The organism is Nocardia sp. NPDC102475 (assembly GCF_055584605.1).
This window is the reverse complement of record NZ_JBVJLS010000004.1, coordinates 131417-144285: the sequence shown is the minus strand read 5'-3', so window position 1 is coordinate 144285 and position 12869 is coordinate 131417. Positions and strand designations below refer to the sequence as shown.

The following is a 12869-nucleotide window of genomic DNA, read 5'->3' as shown; positions in this document are numbered from 1 at the left end:
TCAGACCCACCGCACCCCGTCCACACGGCACCATATCCCCATGACACCAACCGGAGATGTGGTCGCGCAGCTGCGCGCGGCCGGCTGTGTATTCGCCGAGGACGAGGCGCGGTTGCTCATCGCCGCGGCGGCGGAGACCGGTGCCGATCTCAGCGACTTGATCGCACAACGGGTTTCCGGAACACCGCTGGAATACCTGCTGGGCTGGACCGAATTCCACGGCATGCGCGTCGCGGTCGCGCCGGGCGTCTTCGTACCGCGCCAGCGCACCGCCTTCCTCGTCGACGAGGCCGCCGAACTCGCCCGCGCCATGCCCGCGCACCCTGTTGTCGTCGATATATGTTGCGGCTCGGGCGCATTGGGTCTCGCGCTGGCACACACTCTTGCCACCGAAGGCCGCACGATAGAACTCGCCGCCACCGATATCGAACCCGCGGCGGTCGAATGCGCCCGCCGCAACCTCACCCCGATCGGCGCGCCCGTCTACGCAGGCGACCTTTTCGAGCCGCTCCCGCGTGAATTGTGCGGCCGAATCAATATCCTGCTCGCCAACACCCCTTATGTACCATCCGAGATGATCGCCAAGATGCCGCCGGAGGCACGCGATTACGAACCGCGCACCGCCCTCGACGGTGGATCCGACGGCCTGGATATCTTCCGCCGCGTCGTCGCCGCCGCCCGCACCTGGCTCGCGCCGGGCGGCCACCTGCTGGTCGAATCCACCGAAGCCCAGGCCCTGCCCTCGATCACCGTCCTCGCCGCGCACGGTTTAACCGGCCGCATTGCCGAATCCCGCGAGCTCTACTCCACCGTCGTCATCGGCACCAAACCGGACGCGTGATTCAGATCACCGCCCGACGCCGCCTGAGGCGCGCGGCGCACCACGACGTTCTGAGGCCGCTACTTCTTGCGACCGGTGAACTCGTCCATCGAGTGGTACACGCCAACCGAATTCAGGAACAGATCGCGCAGCTTGATCGGCAGCAGACCGGAGAGCGCCTTGTTGAGCCGGGATGTCCACGGCAGGATCACCAGCGGAGTGCCCGCCTTCATTTCCCGCCATGAGGTATCGATGACAGCGTCCTGTTCGAGAATCGGCGTGAACAGGAAACCCTTTGCACCATCGAACATTCCGGTATTGATGTAGGTCGGGCAGACCGTGGTGATCCGAACATGGTCGTGGCCCGCCTGTTCCAGTTCGATGCGTACCGAATCCGACCAGCCCAGCGCCGCCCATTTCGACGCCGCGTACACGCTCATGCGTGGATTGGAAACCAGACCCGCCGAGGAAGCGATGGTCATGACCCGTGCCGTACCCGCACCGCGCACCATCGCGGGCAGGAATTCGAGCGTAATGTACATCGGCGCAAGGGAATTGATCGCCATCGTCTTATCGATATCGGCGCGATCGGTGGTCTCCCAGAAGTAGCTGTTGCCGCGCACGATGCCGGCATTGTTGATCAGGATGTCCATATCGCCGACGTCGGCGCGCACCGCTGCGGCGGCCTCGCCGATGGCGTCCTGTGCGGACACGTCGACCACATAGTGATGGATGGCGACGCCGCGACCGGACAACTCGACCGCAGTCTCCTTCAGCGCGGATTCGTTGATATCCCACAGCACCACCGCGGCCGCACCCTCACGCACCGCACGCTCGGCGAACAGCTTGCCCAGGCCCATTGCTGCGCCCGTGACCAGGACCTTCTTATCGGCTACCGTGTCCAGTTTCATTCGTCCTCATCTTGATTTCGTCCTGAAATAGCTTTTCGCGCAATCACTTTTGGCGCAGCGCCTTCATGACGCCGAAATACAGCGTCATGGTCTTCGCCCACAGTTCCTCGGACATGCCGGGCAGCGGTGCGATCGGGAGCATCCGCTGCACCGCGATCGTCTGGGTGTCGATGTACTTCAACAAGCCCTCTGGACCGTGCCGACGCCCGGTACCCGAAATGCCGAGCCCGCCCGATGGCGCGTCCGCACTGCCCCAGGCCGCGATGAAGCCCTCGTTCACATTCACCGAACCCGCATTGATGCGCGCGGCTACCTGACGACCTCGATCGACATCCTTGGTCCAGACACTCGCATTGAGCCCGTATGCGGTGTCATTGGCCTGTTCGACGGCCTCCTCGTCGCTGCCGACCCGATAGATCGACACCACCGGCCCGAAGGTCTCCTCGCGATACACCGTCATCCCCGGCCGCACCCCGGTCAGCACGGTCGGCTCGTAGAAGTACGGTCCGAGATCGGGACGCGCCTTACCGCCCGCCAGCACCTTCGCACCCTTCGCGACCGCATCATCGACATGCGCACTGACGGTGTCCAATTGGCGCTGGAACGTCAAAGACCCCATATCACTGGCGTAGTCGAGCGCACCGCCCAATTCGATCGCCCGCACATGCTCGATGAATTCGCGGACGAACTGGTCATAGACCTTGTCGTGCACATAGATTCGCTCCATCGACTCGCACAGCTGCCCCGCCGAGGCGAAGCAGGCCCGAATCGCGATCTTGGCCGCCCTGGGCACGTCCGCATCGGCCAGCACCAGCAGCGGGTTCTTGCCGCCGAGTTCGAGCGAATAGCCGATGAGCCGCTCCCCGGCCTGCTGCGCGATGGTCCGGCCGGTCGCACTGGACCCGGTGTAGTCGACATAATCGGCGCGCGCGATCACCTCACCGCCGATCACCGAACCACGGCCGAGCACCGCCTGCCAGAGTCCGCGCGGCAGCCCGGCGCGCTCGGCGGCATCGATGGCCCACAGTGCGGTCAGTGCGGTCTGGTTATCCGGTCGCGCGACCACGGCATTTCCGGCGACCAATGCGGGCAGGGCGTCGGAGACGGCCAAGGCCAGCGGATAGTTCCACGGCGAGATCACCGCGACCACACCCTTGGGCCGATGCCGCACATCGACCTGCGTCAATACCGGCAGCACACCACGCGGCTTGCGGGTGGCCAACAGCTTGTTCGCGACCGACGCGTAATACCTGGCATTGACCGCCACATCCCCGACCTCGTCGAAGGCATGCGCCCGGGACTTGCCGGTCTCGGTCTGCACGATATCGAGGATGGTTTCCTGTTCGGCCAGCACGATGTCGTGGAATTTCCGCAGCACCGCGACCCGCTCACGGACCGAGCGCCGCGCCCATTCCCGCTGCGCGGTGCGCGCGGTCGCGAAGGCGGTCTCGATATCGCCGGTGGAGGACTGCGGCAGGTCCGCGATCTTGCACCCGGTCGCGGGTGCGAAGACCTCGACCGCGGGGGCAGCACCCGCGATCGCACGATCTAGCAGGGGTTGCACCAGGGCCGCGGGCAGGGCCGTCGGTTCGGTCAGCTGGCGGGCGGTCGTCATTGTCGGCCCTCTCCTGGGTCGGGCGCCTGTGCTGGACGAGGCGGTAAAGCCGGGTTCGACTATTTCCTGAACACTAGTGTTAGATTAATGCCGGTGCCGCACCTCGTGTCAAGCTGTCGGGTGTGGCACACAATCGGGTCAGGCTTCGAGTTGTGAGGCATCACCATGTCCACTGACACTTCCCAGACGAATGGCGCGGCCCGCCGGGGCCGACCACCGCAGACCCAGGAGCAGGCCGAGGAGGTCCGCGCCCGCATCGTGCTCGCCACCGCGGCGGTATTCACCCGCGGCGGTTCGCGCGGACTCAGCGTCGCCCAGATCATCGAACAGGCCCGACTGGCCCGACCCACCTTCTACCGCTATTTCGGCAATGCCACCGAACCGCTGCACGTCGTACTGGAGGCATCCAACGACGGCCTCGTCGAGGGCATCCGCACGGCACTGACCGGTCCCGACGAGCCCGTCGAACTCGGCATTCGTCTCATCGATGCCTACCTCGGCTGGGCCCGCGGCCACGGTGCGATGCTGCGTCCACTGTTCGCCGAACTGCACGATCCGGCCTCACCGGTATCGGCCTATCGCGAACGGGCATTGGACGATATCCGCGCGCTGGTGCGCGAAACGTTCACCGAATTGGGCCGCCCCGTCCCCTCGCCGCTGGATCTCGATGCGGCCCTGCATGTTTGTGAGTACGTGGTCTATCGCATTTCGGCGGGTACCGCGCCCGGCGCCGAGCCGGACGCGGAAACCGTTGCCGCCGGACGGCTCACCATGATCCGCGTGCTGCTCACCACGCTCGGCACCCGTGCCGATCTCGAATACGCCATGACACTGCCGGGCATCTTCCCGGCAGCGGAGTGAATCTACAGATCGAGTTCGAGTTCGCCACCGCGAGAACGCGATACGCAGGTGAGCATCGCATTGTTCCGATCGCCGGGCAGTAGCGCCCGATCCCGGTGCTCGACCTCACCGGCGAGCACACTCGCCCGGCACGTCCCGCAGAAACCCTGCTGACACGAATACGCGACACCGGGCACCGCCCGCCGGATCGCGCTCAGCGCGGACTCATCGGCCGCGACATCGACATCGGTTCCACTGCGGCGCAATCGAATACGGAACGGCGCGCCGTCGCTGACCGGTACCGCCGAAAAGCGCTCGGTATGCAGCGAGGCCGTCGGATCGTGCAACAGCAACACCTTGCGCGCGGCTTCCGCCAATGCCGGTGGTCCACAGACATATACCGCGGCACCGGTCGGCGTCTGTTCGAAGATCATCCGCGGATCCGGCACCCCGAACTCGTCATCGGGTCGGACCACCACATCACCACCGGTGAAGTGGGCGAGCTCGTACAGGAACGGCATCCGCGCCCGCGAGCGTCCGAAATACATGAGCCGCCACGGTATTCCGGCACGTTCGGTGGCGGTGACCATCGGCAGAATCGGCGTGATCCCGATACCGCCCGCCACGAAGAAATACTCCGGTGCGTCGATGAGTGGGAACGCATTGCGCGGACCCCGCACCCACAGCCGGTCGCCGACGCGCAGTTGCTCGTGGATCTCGCGGGAACCACCATCGCCATCGGCGATGTACCGCACCGCGATTCGGTAGCAACTGCGATCCTCCGGGTCGCTGTTCAGCGAATACTGCCGCTGCCGACCCGAAGGCAGGAATACATCGATATGGGCGCCCGGCGTCCAGGCGGGCAGGTCCGCGCCGCCTGGATCGCACAGGGTCAGGCTGACCACCTCGTCGGCCTCGGCCTCGATTCCCAAGATCGCCAGCTCGAAATCGTAGCCGGTGCGCCGCACCGGCTGTGGCCGCGAAAGCAGCTGCGCCGCTTTCCCTTCGGTGAACACCCGCTTGTAGGTGTCCACCGCTGACGCGATCATCCGCAGCCCGGCTCCCGGCCGGAACTGCTCCTCAACGGCGGTCATCCGCGTGCCCGTGCCGCCGGCGACTGCGCGAGGTAGCGCAGTGCATTATCCATCGGACCGAGTTGGGAGGGATGGAATCCCGGCCGCAGGTACCGCGGAATCTCGGTCAAGAAGGTGGTGAAGTTCGGGACCACACCGCGTAGCGAGGCGCTGGCCATCTGTAGTGGCCACCATCGGCCCTTATTCGGCGATGGGTCCTGCTGGAAGAGGTACGCACTCGAAATCACGAACAGCGCGAGCAATCCCGAACTGGCGATCAATGCCTGACGCGCTTTGCGGGCATAGCCGCCGTCGAGATGCATGTACGCGTCGTAGACCACGCTGCGATGTTCGACCTCCTCGGCGCCGTGCCAGCGGACGAGATCCAGCATTGCCGGATGCATCCCCTTGGCCGCCAATTTGTCATTGGTGAGCAGCCATTCGCCGATGACGGCGGTGTAGTGCTCCATCCCCGCGAACAGGGCCAGTCGCTCGCACAGCCATTCGCGTTTGGCCCGGCCGGACAGTCCGTGGTCGCCGAGCAGCCGATCGATCAGCCAGGCGACGCGATCCACCATCGGCCCGACCTCGAGCCCGAGGCGTTCCAATTGGTGGCGGGCCTTTTCGTGGGAACCGGCGTGCATCGTCTCCTGACCGATGAAGCCGCGGACCTCTTCCCGCAATCGCTCATCATCGATCAGCGGTAAGGCCTCGGCCAGCGCCTGCGCCATGGCCCGCTCGCCTTCGGGGAGCACCAGGTGCATCACATTGATGATGTGGGTGGCCATGACTTCGCCAGGGATGTAGTGCATCGGCACCGAATCGAAATCGAAGCTGACGTCCCGCGCGTTGATGGCATGAGCCTGATCGGCGTAAGCAGTGCCCATCTGATGGTCCTCACGTCTGGTCCCTGGACGATCAATGTATTGCCGACATCAAATGCTGTCAACATCACATGATGTCAACTTCCCGACTGTGGGAGGATCGGGCCATGAACGACGCCGTTTCCGATGGATCGATACCGGGGATGCGCCGCTGGCGCGGCACGCCCCCGGCCGACCGAATCGCCGCGCGCCGCGAACAACTCGTCGAGGCCGCCATCGAGTTGATGGCCACGATCGGCGCCTCCGATATCTCCATGCGCGGGGTCTGCAGGCAGGCCGGACTCACCGAGCGCTACTTCTACGAGAGCTTCCCGAATCTGGACAAACTGCTCACCGCGGCATTGGAAGCCGTGGTCCTCGGCGCACAGGAACGCCTGCTCGCGGCGCTTGCTACCGCACCACCCGAACCGCAAAAACTATTTCGCCATGCCATTTCGGCATTCACCGATTATCTGGTCGAGGATCGCCGGCGCGGCCAGATCATGTTCGTGGAATCGCAGGCCACCCGGGTACTCGGCGACCGAGGCAACGAGCTCATCGAATTGTTCACCGCGCCGATCGCGCTCACGATCGGATTGGGTGACGACGGACCGCAGACCCCACCGGATCAGTACGAGAACAGCCTCAACTCGAACGCCATTTTCGGCGCGATGGCGTATATGTACCGCCCGTGGCTGGACGGCACCATCGATATTCCACGCGAACGATTCGACGACCACGCGACCAGCGTGTTGCGCAACATCTCGGCCGCGCGGTCGTCCGAGCCGCCGGAGGCGCACTGACCCGCCGTTACCCCTGCGTGGATACCGGATCCCGATCCTGCGACCGTTCGAACACCATCGCGCGATCGGTGATCTTGCCGTGGCGCAGCGTGACCAGATCGCGTAGGTAATTCATGCGTAGTCGCCACGGTGCCTTGGTGCCCTGGATCGGGAATTGGCTGGCGGCGCGCTGGACATAACCCGGATTGAAATTCAGGAATAGCGACGCCGCGCCAACGGACGGATCGCGCACCGGTGTGCAGCGGTCGTATCCGTTGCGGTACATGTGGCGTAGCAGCCGAACGACATACTCGCACACCAGATCCGCCTTCAGCGTCCAGGAGGCGTTGGTGTATCCGATGATGTACGCGAAATTCGGCACATCCGACAGCATCATGGCCTTGTAGGCCATATGTTCCGCGAGGTGCACCTGCTGTCCGTCGACGGCGAGTTCGATGCCGCCGAAGGCGAGCAGATTCAAACCCGTTGCGGTGATGACGATGTCGGCCTCGAGGGTCGCACCGGAGGCGAGGGCCAGGCCCGTCTCGGTGAATGTCTGGACCTTATCGGTCACGACATCCAATCGACCCTTGCGGATCGCGCGGAAGAAATCGCCATCGGGTGCCAAGCACAGTCGCTGATCCCAGGGATCGTAGATCGGGGTGAAATGGGTATCGATGTCGTAGCCCTCGGGCAGCCAGCGCCGCTGCCAGCCCTTGATCCGCTTGCGCATGTATTGCGGATACCGTTGGCTCAGTTGGTAAATCGCGGTTGCCAGTGCCACATTTTCGCCCCTGGCCACCGCGTAGGCGGCGCGGGTCGGCAGGAATTTGCGGGCCTTGACGGCGAGGTCGTCGCGGGCAGGTGCGGAGATGATGTAGCTCGGTGAGCGTTGCAGCATCGTCACATGCGCCCCCTGGTCGGTCAGTGCCGGTCCCAGCGTGACCGCGGTCGCGCCGCTGCCGATCAGCACCACGCGCTTGCCCGCGACATCCAGATCGCGCGGCCAGTGCTGCGGGTGGATGATCGGCCCGGCGAAACGCTCGGTACCCGCGAATTCCGGGGTGTAGCCCTCGTCATAGCGGTAGTAACCGGAGCAGCAGAACAGGAATCCGGCTGTGAGAATGACGGTTTCGCCGGTATCGGTACGTTCCGCGCGCACCGTCCACCGGTTTTCCCGCGACGACCATTCGGCGCCGACGACCCGATGGTGGAAGCGGATATGGCGGTCGATCCCGCTCTCGGCGGCCGTGGCGCGCACATAGTCGAGGATGTCCGCGCCATCTGCGATCGAATACTCCCCCAACCACGGACGGAAGCGGTAGCCGAGGGTGTACATATCGGAATCGGAGCGAATTCCCGGATAGCGGAACAGGTCCCAGGTGCCGCCGATCGCGTCGCGGCTCTCCAGAATCGTGAAGCTCTTCTCCGGGAAAGCCCGCCGCAGGTGATACGCCGCGCCGATGCCGGACAGTCCGGCACCGACAATGAGCACATCTACATGCTCACCAGCGATCCTCATCGATCTCGTCCTCCGATATTCGGCGGTGCGATTCGCACCGGCTTCACCCCCAGCCTATCCGTTGCGATTCGGTCGAGGACCGTGCCGCGGGAGGAGGCGAGAACGCCCGGCTTCGGGGATCTGTGTCTCGATGGAACCGTTTCGTCGGCGCGTGCGTCTCTATGATCAGACGGGACTAGTTGAAGGGGCGATCGCTATGGCTGTTGACAGCGCGTTCGGCGGGTATATCGAGGATGCGAAGACCGGGGCGCTGAAGGTGCGGATGGAACCGCAGGCGTTTCTGGATATCGACGCGGCCTGCCAGAACTTGATCATCGACCTGTCCACGGTCCAGAATGACGCGCGTGCACTCGGCGAACGGTCGACCTGGGGACTCGGTGAGGACAACCCGCGCCTGACCTCGGCCGTCGAGCTGGTGAAATTGTTCAGGGAGAAGGCATTCGGCGGCCCGAACAACGCTTACGACACAATAGGCGACTACATCGCGGTCGCCACGGAGATCCAGACCCTGTTCAAGACCATCTGTGACGCCTATGAGCGCACCGATGAAGACTTCGCCCGCCGGATACGGCAGATCCGCGTATGAGGATCCGCGCCGAGCGCTCGGCGATAGCGGCGCTGCTGATCACGGCTGCGGCCATCGTCCTCGCGGCATGCGGCGGCGGAAGCAACTCCACGTCGACCTCGACGTCCGCCACACCAGTCACTTCCGATACCTCGGCCACGCCGTCCAGCACACCGAACGCAGCATTCGATCCCTGCACCGCGCTGACCCCCCAGTTCCTCTCCGAACACCAATGGAATGCCCGCACCCCCACGCCCAAGCAGGATTCGACGGGCAACTTCCAGTGGAAAGGCTGCCTGTACGTCACGCAGAGCACGTACACATTCCGCGTCCAGACGACCAATGGAACTCTCGCCCAGGTTCGCGAAAAGTTCCCCACCGCAACCGAACTCACCATCGACGGCCGCAAGGCCCTACGCTACGAGGCCCGCCCCGACGTCCCCGGCGGCTGCACCATCAATATCGATATGAAATCCGGCTCCCTCTACATCCTCGTGGACGACCCCCGCGGCCTCCACCCCCGCAAACTCTCCCCCTGCGATAACGTCACCGAAATCGCCCGAGCCGTCGTCCCCTTCCTCCCTCGAGACAGCTGACGATCTCGCGGCGTGGATTTTGCGGTTCAGCCAGGCCCAACTACCGGCGGCGCAGCAGAACTCCGCGAATGAAGGCTGCCTGGCCGGCGTGCTGGATATCGTCGTCCACGACGCTGATCAGCCGCACACCCAGAGTGACCGGCGGATCCCAGCGGGTGTCGACGATGCGGGGCAGGTCGGCATCGGTGAGTCCGGTTACGTAGTCGATCGTCTGCGTGTGCACCGCGTCGTAATAACCCAACAGCAGTTCGGCGGAGATCCCGCCGAGTTCGGCGACCTCCCCGTCGCGGTGCCCGTAGCCGGTCGCCTCGTCGGCGAAGGGCAGGTCGAACCGTTTGGCCCAGCCCGCCGCCGTCCACACCTGTTCCAGTCCTGCCACGTCCGCGATGTGGTCGTCCTGCACCCGGGTCAGATGCCAGATCAGCCAGGCGATGGAGTTGGCGTCCGGATCGATCTGCGCCGCCAACTCGTCCTGTCCGAGCCCCTCGACCGCGCCGTGCACATTCTCCCGCACCCGTCCGAAGGCATCGACCAACAACTCAGCGCTCGTCATGACCTCATGCAAGCACAGAGTCGCCGCCGATATTCCCGATCGCGCCGTCATCCGCCCAGCGGCAGCAGCAGTTCGGCCGATTCGAGGTCGAGCAGGGCCCGTTTGGCGGGTAGCCCGCCCGCGTAACCGGTCAGGGATCCGTCGGCCCCGAGCACGCGGTGGCATGGGAGCAGGATCAGCAGGCGGTTACGAGCCAGCGCGCCGCCGATCTTGCGGGCGTCGGCGGGAGTGCGGCCGAGTTGCCGGGTCAAGGCACCGTAGGTGGTTGTCCGGCCGTATCCCGTGGTCGCCTCGAGCGTCTGCAGAACTTCTCGATCGAACGCGCTCATATCCGTCAGGTCCATCGGTACTGTGAACTGCCGGCGTTCGCCGGTGAGGTATTCGTCGAGTTGGTCTGCGGCGGTTTCCAAATGCTCACGCGCCGTGGTGTTTTCGCCAGTTGGTCCGGTCGGCAGCTCATCGGTGAACACGACCAGGGTGACACCGGTCTGGTTCGCTTCGATCAGCAGATTGCCCAGTGTCGAGCCGTGCACCAGTCGTGCGATGGCGGTATCGGACATGATGTTGCTCCCTCTCTATCGAGCTTTCATCAGGTAGACGCTCCCCAGCGCCGAAACGTGAGATCACCTGCCGGAGTCGGCTTTCCATGCCGCATACGCGGCGGGCAGGCAGACCGCACACGGACGGTAACCGGCGGCGATGGCGGTTTGTTCGTCGGCGAAGAAGACACGGTGGGCGCGGTAGTGGCCGCGCGCCAAGGCTCGCAAGGCCGACGGGCAGTCGAGGCGGCCGTACAGCTTCCCGCGCCGATGACCGCCGTACCGGCCCGGGGTGGGGCTGGGATACGGGCGGCCGTCGGCATCGGTCAGGGTGTACATCTCATTCGGCGTCGTGCAGAACTAGACCCAGGGTGTGTCGGTGGCCGCTGCGAATTCGACTCACGCCGTGTCGAATCGGAGCGCGGGACCAACCGCGCGACGATGGGGTCGGCCGATCTCGGGTGGTGAAGACGAGTGCGTGGCCCTGTTCCAGGATGGTGACCGTCGGCTTGGACTGCGCGCGCGGGCGTTGTTCGACCAGGAGGAATTCGCCGCCGGTGTGGTCGATGCCGGGGCGGTCCAGGCCGATCACGACTTGCAGCGGGAAGACGAGCTCGCCGTAGAGATCACGGTGCAGCGCGTTCCAGTCACCTTCGGTGTAGCGCAACAGAATTGGCGTCGGCTTAGCTGCCCTGCGGCATGGCAGGCGTCGAGCCAATCGTCGAAATCGTCGGGCCATGGCGTAGGGTCGCCGAGTCGGTCGGCCCACGCGCGGGCGATGGGCAGTAATTTGCGGTAGAAGGCCCTGCGCAGCCGCATGATCGGTGCGGGGACCGGATCGGCGAAGTACCGGTAGGTGCCCTGGCCGAATCGATAGCGGGCCATATCGATCGTCGACCGGAAGCGGCTCAGATCCGCCCACATGGCGGCGAATTCGGCGCACTCGTCCGGGCTCAGCAGCGGGCCGGTCTGGGCGCAACCAAAGGCGTCGATCTCCTCGGTCAGATCGTGCCACTGCTGCGCTTCGACTCGTTCTTCCAGTGCGGCAAGGGTTTTCATTGCGTCTCCTTTCACGCCGCTTCGAGCGTGAGCAGGGTGGTCTTGGCGGTCACGCCGCCGACGTACTGGCCGATCGAACCGTCGCTGCGCACCACGCGATGGCACGGGATGACCACCGGCAGCGGATTGTGCGCGCAGGCCGAGCCGACTGCGCGAACCGCACGCGGATTGCCGACGGCCGCAGCGACATCGGCGTAGCTCTCGCGATGCCCGTAGCCGATATCGCTCAGGTGCTCGATCACCTGGCGGCGGAATCCGACGGTCAAACGCAGATCGAGTGGCAGATCGAATTGTGTTCGCGCACCGGCGAAGTACTCGTCGATCTCGCGTGCCGCGGCGTCCAGACGCGCCGGGGCGGCCAGGACGCGCGGGCTGATGCGCTCGGCGAGTGCGGCGAGCACGGTGTCGTGGTTCTCGTTGGGGTAGGCGACCCGCACCAGGCCCGCAGGGGTGGCCGCGATCAGCAAGGTGCCGACGGGAGTGTCCAGCGTGCGGTAGGCGACGTCGAGCAGGCCCGCGGCCTGGGCGTCGGCGGCCAGCCGCCGACGCAATCGGGACAGGATCTCGGCGGAGTTCGGGTTCAGGCCGTCGAAGAGGCCGTCCGGATCCCGGTCGATAGTGGCCATCATGTTCGATCCTTCGGGTAGAGCTTGCGCAATGTTTTGAGGCCGTCGGCGGCGGCGCGACGGGCGGCATCGGTCGAATTACCCAGCAACTGAGCGATTTCGGCGTGCGGTAGACCCGCCAGGTAGTGGTAGGCCACCGCTTGGCGCTGTTTGGTCGGCAGCGACGCGAGTGCGTGCCACAGATCGGGGTCGTAATCAGCCGGATCGGCATCGGGTGCCGTGCGTTCGGGCAGCGTTTCGGCGGGAACGGGTGCGCGGGTCAGTGCGCGCCCCACATCGATCGCGCGCCGGTGCGCGATGGTGACCAGCCATGCCTCGATATTCGTCTTCGGGTCGAGGTCGGGATAGGCTCGCAGGGCCGACAGAAAGGTCTCCGACCAGGCATCGGCGGCATCCGTCGGACCGAGCACGGCCCGGCACACGCGCAGCACCATCGGGCCGTATTCGGCCACCACATCCTCGAACGGAGGCAATCTCACGCTGGGTAGACGTCGGGGACACTGAA

15 protein-coding genes and 1 pseudogene are annotated in these 12869 nt (G+C 65.1%); 5 read left to right on the top strand and 11 right to left on the bottom strand.

Annotated elements, in window-relative coordinates; all coding sequences use genetic code 11:
* Window positions 1-40: 40 nt before the first annotated feature.
* Window positions 41-841: a putative protein N(5)-glutamine methyltransferase gene (locus tag ACZ60G_RS08880; protein ID WP_465808618.1), complete on the top strand. Its 801-nt coding sequence runs from the start codon at window positions 41-43 to the stop codon at window positions 839-841.
* A 59-nt stretch (window positions 842-900) separates the two neighbouring features.
* Here the strand turns inward: ACZ60G_RS08880 and ACZ60G_RS08875 are convergent, their stop codons facing one another.
* Together ACZ60G_RS08875 and ACZ60G_RS08870 are read right to left on the bottom strand one after the other, a co-directional pair.
* Window positions 901-1731 (bottom strand): SDR family NAD(P)-dependent oxidoreductase, encoded by an 831-nt coding sequence (locus ACZ60G_RS08875; protein ID WP_465808616.1) that lies wholly within the window; start codon window positions 1729-1731, stop codon window positions 901-903.
* Between the two features lie 43 nt (window positions 1732-1774).
* Entirely contained in the window at window positions 1775-3346 is a 1572-nt protein-coding gene (locus ACZ60G_RS08870) for a succinic semialdehyde dehydrogenase (RefSeq protein ID WP_465808614.1), read from the bottom strand.
* 165 nt (window positions 3347-3511) lie between these two features.
* Here ACZ60G_RS08870 and ACZ60G_RS08865 point away from each other — a divergent pair, with 165 nt between their 5' ends.
* Window positions 3512-4207, top strand: coding sequence for a TetR/AcrR family transcriptional regulator (locus ACZ60G_RS08865; protein WP_465808612.1), 696 nt, complete (start codon window positions 3512-3514; stop codon window positions 4205-4207).
* Window positions 4208-4209: 2 nt separating this feature from the next.
* Here ACZ60G_RS08865 and ACZ60G_RS08860 read toward each other — a convergent pair whose 3' ends face one another.
* Together ACZ60G_RS08860 and ACZ60G_RS08855 are read right to left on the bottom strand one after the other, a co-directional pair.
* Window positions 4210-5280 (bottom strand): PDR/VanB family oxidoreductase, encoded by a 1071-nt coding sequence (locus ACZ60G_RS08860; RefSeq protein ID WP_465808610.1) that lies wholly within the window; start codon window positions 5278-5280, stop codon window positions 4210-4212.
* Window positions 5277-6146, bottom strand: coding sequence for a metal-dependent hydrolase (locus ACZ60G_RS08855; protein WP_465808608.1), 870 nt, complete (start codon window positions 6144-6146; stop codon window positions 5277-5279). The genes ACZ60G_RS08860 and ACZ60G_RS08855 overlap by 4 nt, the downstream gene beginning before the upstream one ends.
* Window positions 6147-6250: 104 nt before the next feature.
* On the opposite strand from ACZ60G_RS08855, the gene ACZ60G_RS08850 reads away from it, so the two are divergent.
* Window positions 6251-6925, top strand: coding sequence for a TetR/AcrR family transcriptional regulator (locus ACZ60G_RS08850; RefSeq protein WP_465808607.1), 675 nt, complete (start codon window positions 6251-6253; stop codon window positions 6923-6925).
* 7 nt (window positions 6926-6932) lie between these two features.
* Here the strand turns inward: ACZ60G_RS08850 and ACZ60G_RS08845 are convergent, their stop codons facing one another.
* Window positions 6933-8426 carry a flavin-containing monooxygenase gene (locus tag ACZ60G_RS08845; RefSeq protein ID WP_465808606.1) on the bottom strand — a complete coding sequence of 498 codons (1494 nt, stop codon included), beginning with the start codon at window positions 8424-8426 and terminating at the stop codon, window positions 6933-6935.
* Between the two features lie 196 nt (window positions 8427-8622).
* Between ACZ60G_RS08845 and ACZ60G_RS08840 the strand changes: the two genes are divergently transcribed.
* On the top strand, window positions 8623-9012 hold the full coding sequence (locus tag ACZ60G_RS08840; RefSeq protein ID WP_465808604.1) for a hypothetical protein: 390 nt from the start codon (window positions 8623-8625) through the stop codon (window positions 9010-9012).
* Window positions 9009-9587, top strand: a complete 579-nt coding sequence (locus tag ACZ60G_RS08835) for a DUF3558 domain-containing protein (protein ID WP_465808602.1) — start codon at window positions 9009-9011, stop codon at window positions 9585-9587. Before ACZ60G_RS08840 ends, ACZ60G_RS08835 begins: the two co-directional genes overlap by 4 nt.
* 40 nt (window positions 9588-9627) lie before the next feature.
* Here ACZ60G_RS08835 and ACZ60G_RS08830 read toward each other — a convergent pair whose 3' ends face one another.
* The 6 genes and pseudogenes from ACZ60G_RS08830 to ACZ60G_RS08805 all read right to left on the bottom strand — a co-directional run bounded on the left by ACZ60G_RS08830 (window position 9628) and on the right by ACZ60G_RS08805 (window position 12843).
* Window positions 9628-10140, bottom strand: a complete 513-nt coding sequence (locus ACZ60G_RS08830) for a mycothiol transferase (protein WP_397047279.1) — start codon at window positions 10138-10140, stop codon at window positions 9628-9630.
* 47 nt (window positions 10141-10187) lie between these two features.
* Complete coding sequence (locus tag ACZ60G_RS08825; RefSeq protein ID WP_465808600.1) at window positions 10188-10700, bottom strand: methylated-DNA--[protein]-cysteine S-methyltransferase; 513 nt, start codon at window positions 10698-10700, stop codon at window positions 10188-10190.
* 63 nt (window positions 10701-10763) lie between these two features.
* Window positions 10764-11018, bottom strand: coding sequence for an Ada metal-binding domain-containing protein (locus tag ACZ60G_RS08820; RefSeq protein ID WP_465808598.1), 255 nt, complete (start codon window positions 11016-11018; stop codon window positions 10764-10766).
* A 1-nt stretch (window position 11019) separates the two neighbouring features.
* Window positions 11020-11738, bottom strand: a pseudogene (locus tag ACZ60G_RS08815) (2OG-Fe(II) oxygenase).
* Window positions 11739-11749: 11 nt separating this feature from the next.
* Complete coding sequence (locus ACZ60G_RS08810) at window positions 11750-12364, bottom strand: methylated-DNA--[protein]-cysteine S-methyltransferase (protein WP_465809149.1); 615 nt, start codon at window positions 12362-12364, stop codon at window positions 11750-11752.
* Window positions 12364-12843 (bottom strand): RNA polymerase sigma factor, encoded by a 480-nt coding sequence (locus ACZ60G_RS08805; protein ID WP_433621443.1) that lies wholly within the window; start codon window positions 12841-12843, stop codon window positions 12364-12366. The genes ACZ60G_RS08810 and ACZ60G_RS08805 overlap by 1 nt, the downstream gene beginning before the upstream one ends.
* Window positions 12844-12869 lie beyond the last annotated feature (26 nt).

What these genes read in the sequence shown, in the direction of transcription:
- ACZ60G_RS08825 (WP_465808600.1), bottom strand. Translation starts at nt 10,700, where the DNA reads ATGTCCGATACCGCCATCGCACGACTGGTGCACGGCTCGACACTGGGC.
- ACZ60G_RS08880 (WP_465808618.1), top strand. Translation starts at nt 41, where the DNA reads ATGACACCAACCGGAGATGTGGTCGCGCAGCTGCGCGCGGCCGGCTGT.
- ACZ60G_RS08845 (WP_465808606.1), bottom strand. Translation starts at nt 8,426, where the DNA reads ATGAGGATCGCTGGTGAGCATGTAGATGTGCTCATTGTCGGTGCCGGA.
- ACZ60G_RS08820 (WP_465808598.1), bottom strand. Translation starts at nt 11,018, where the DNA reads ATGTACACCCTGACCGATGCCGACGGCCGCCCGTATCCCAGCCCCACC.
- ACZ60G_RS08875 (WP_465808616.1), bottom strand. Translation starts at nt 1,731, where the DNA reads ATGAAACTGGACACGGTAGCCGATAAGAAGGTCCTGGTCACGGGCGCA.
- ACZ60G_RS08850 (WP_465808607.1), top strand. Translation starts at nt 6,251, where the DNA reads ATGAACGACGCCGTTTCCGATGGATCGATACCGGGGATGCGCCGCTGG.
- ACZ60G_RS08840 (WP_465808604.1), top strand. Translation starts at nt 8,623, where the DNA reads ATGGCTGTTGACAGCGCGTTCGGCGGGTATATCGAGGATGCGAAGACC.
- ACZ60G_RS08835 (WP_465808602.1), top strand. Translation starts at nt 9,009, where the DNA reads ATGAGGATCCGCGCCGAGCGCTCGGCGATAGCGGCGCTGCTGATCACG.
- ACZ60G_RS08830 (WP_397047279.1), bottom strand. Translation starts at nt 10,140, where the DNA reads ATGACGAGCGCTGAGTTGTTGGTCGATGCCTTCGGACGGGTGCGGGAG.
- ACZ60G_RS08870 (WP_465808614.1), bottom strand. Translation starts at nt 3,346, where the DNA reads ATGACGACCGCCCGCCAGCTGACCGAACCGACGGCCCTGCCCGCGGCC.
- ACZ60G_RS08860 (WP_465808610.1), bottom strand. Translation starts at nt 5,280, where the DNA reads ATGACCGCCGTTGAGGAGCAGTTCCGGCCGGGAGCCGGGCTGCGGATG.
- ACZ60G_RS08865 (WP_465808612.1), top strand. Translation starts at nt 3,512, where the DNA reads ATGTCCACTGACACTTCCCAGACGAATGGCGCGGCCCGCCGGGGCCGA.
- ACZ60G_RS08855 (WP_465808608.1), bottom strand. Translation starts at nt 6,146, where the DNA reads ATGGGCACTGCTTACGCCGATCAGGCTCATGCCATCAACGCGCGGGAC.
- ACZ60G_RS08810 (WP_465809149.1), bottom strand. Translation starts at nt 12,364, where the DNA reads ATGGCCACTATCGACCGGGATCCGGACGGCCTCTTCGACGGCCTGAAC.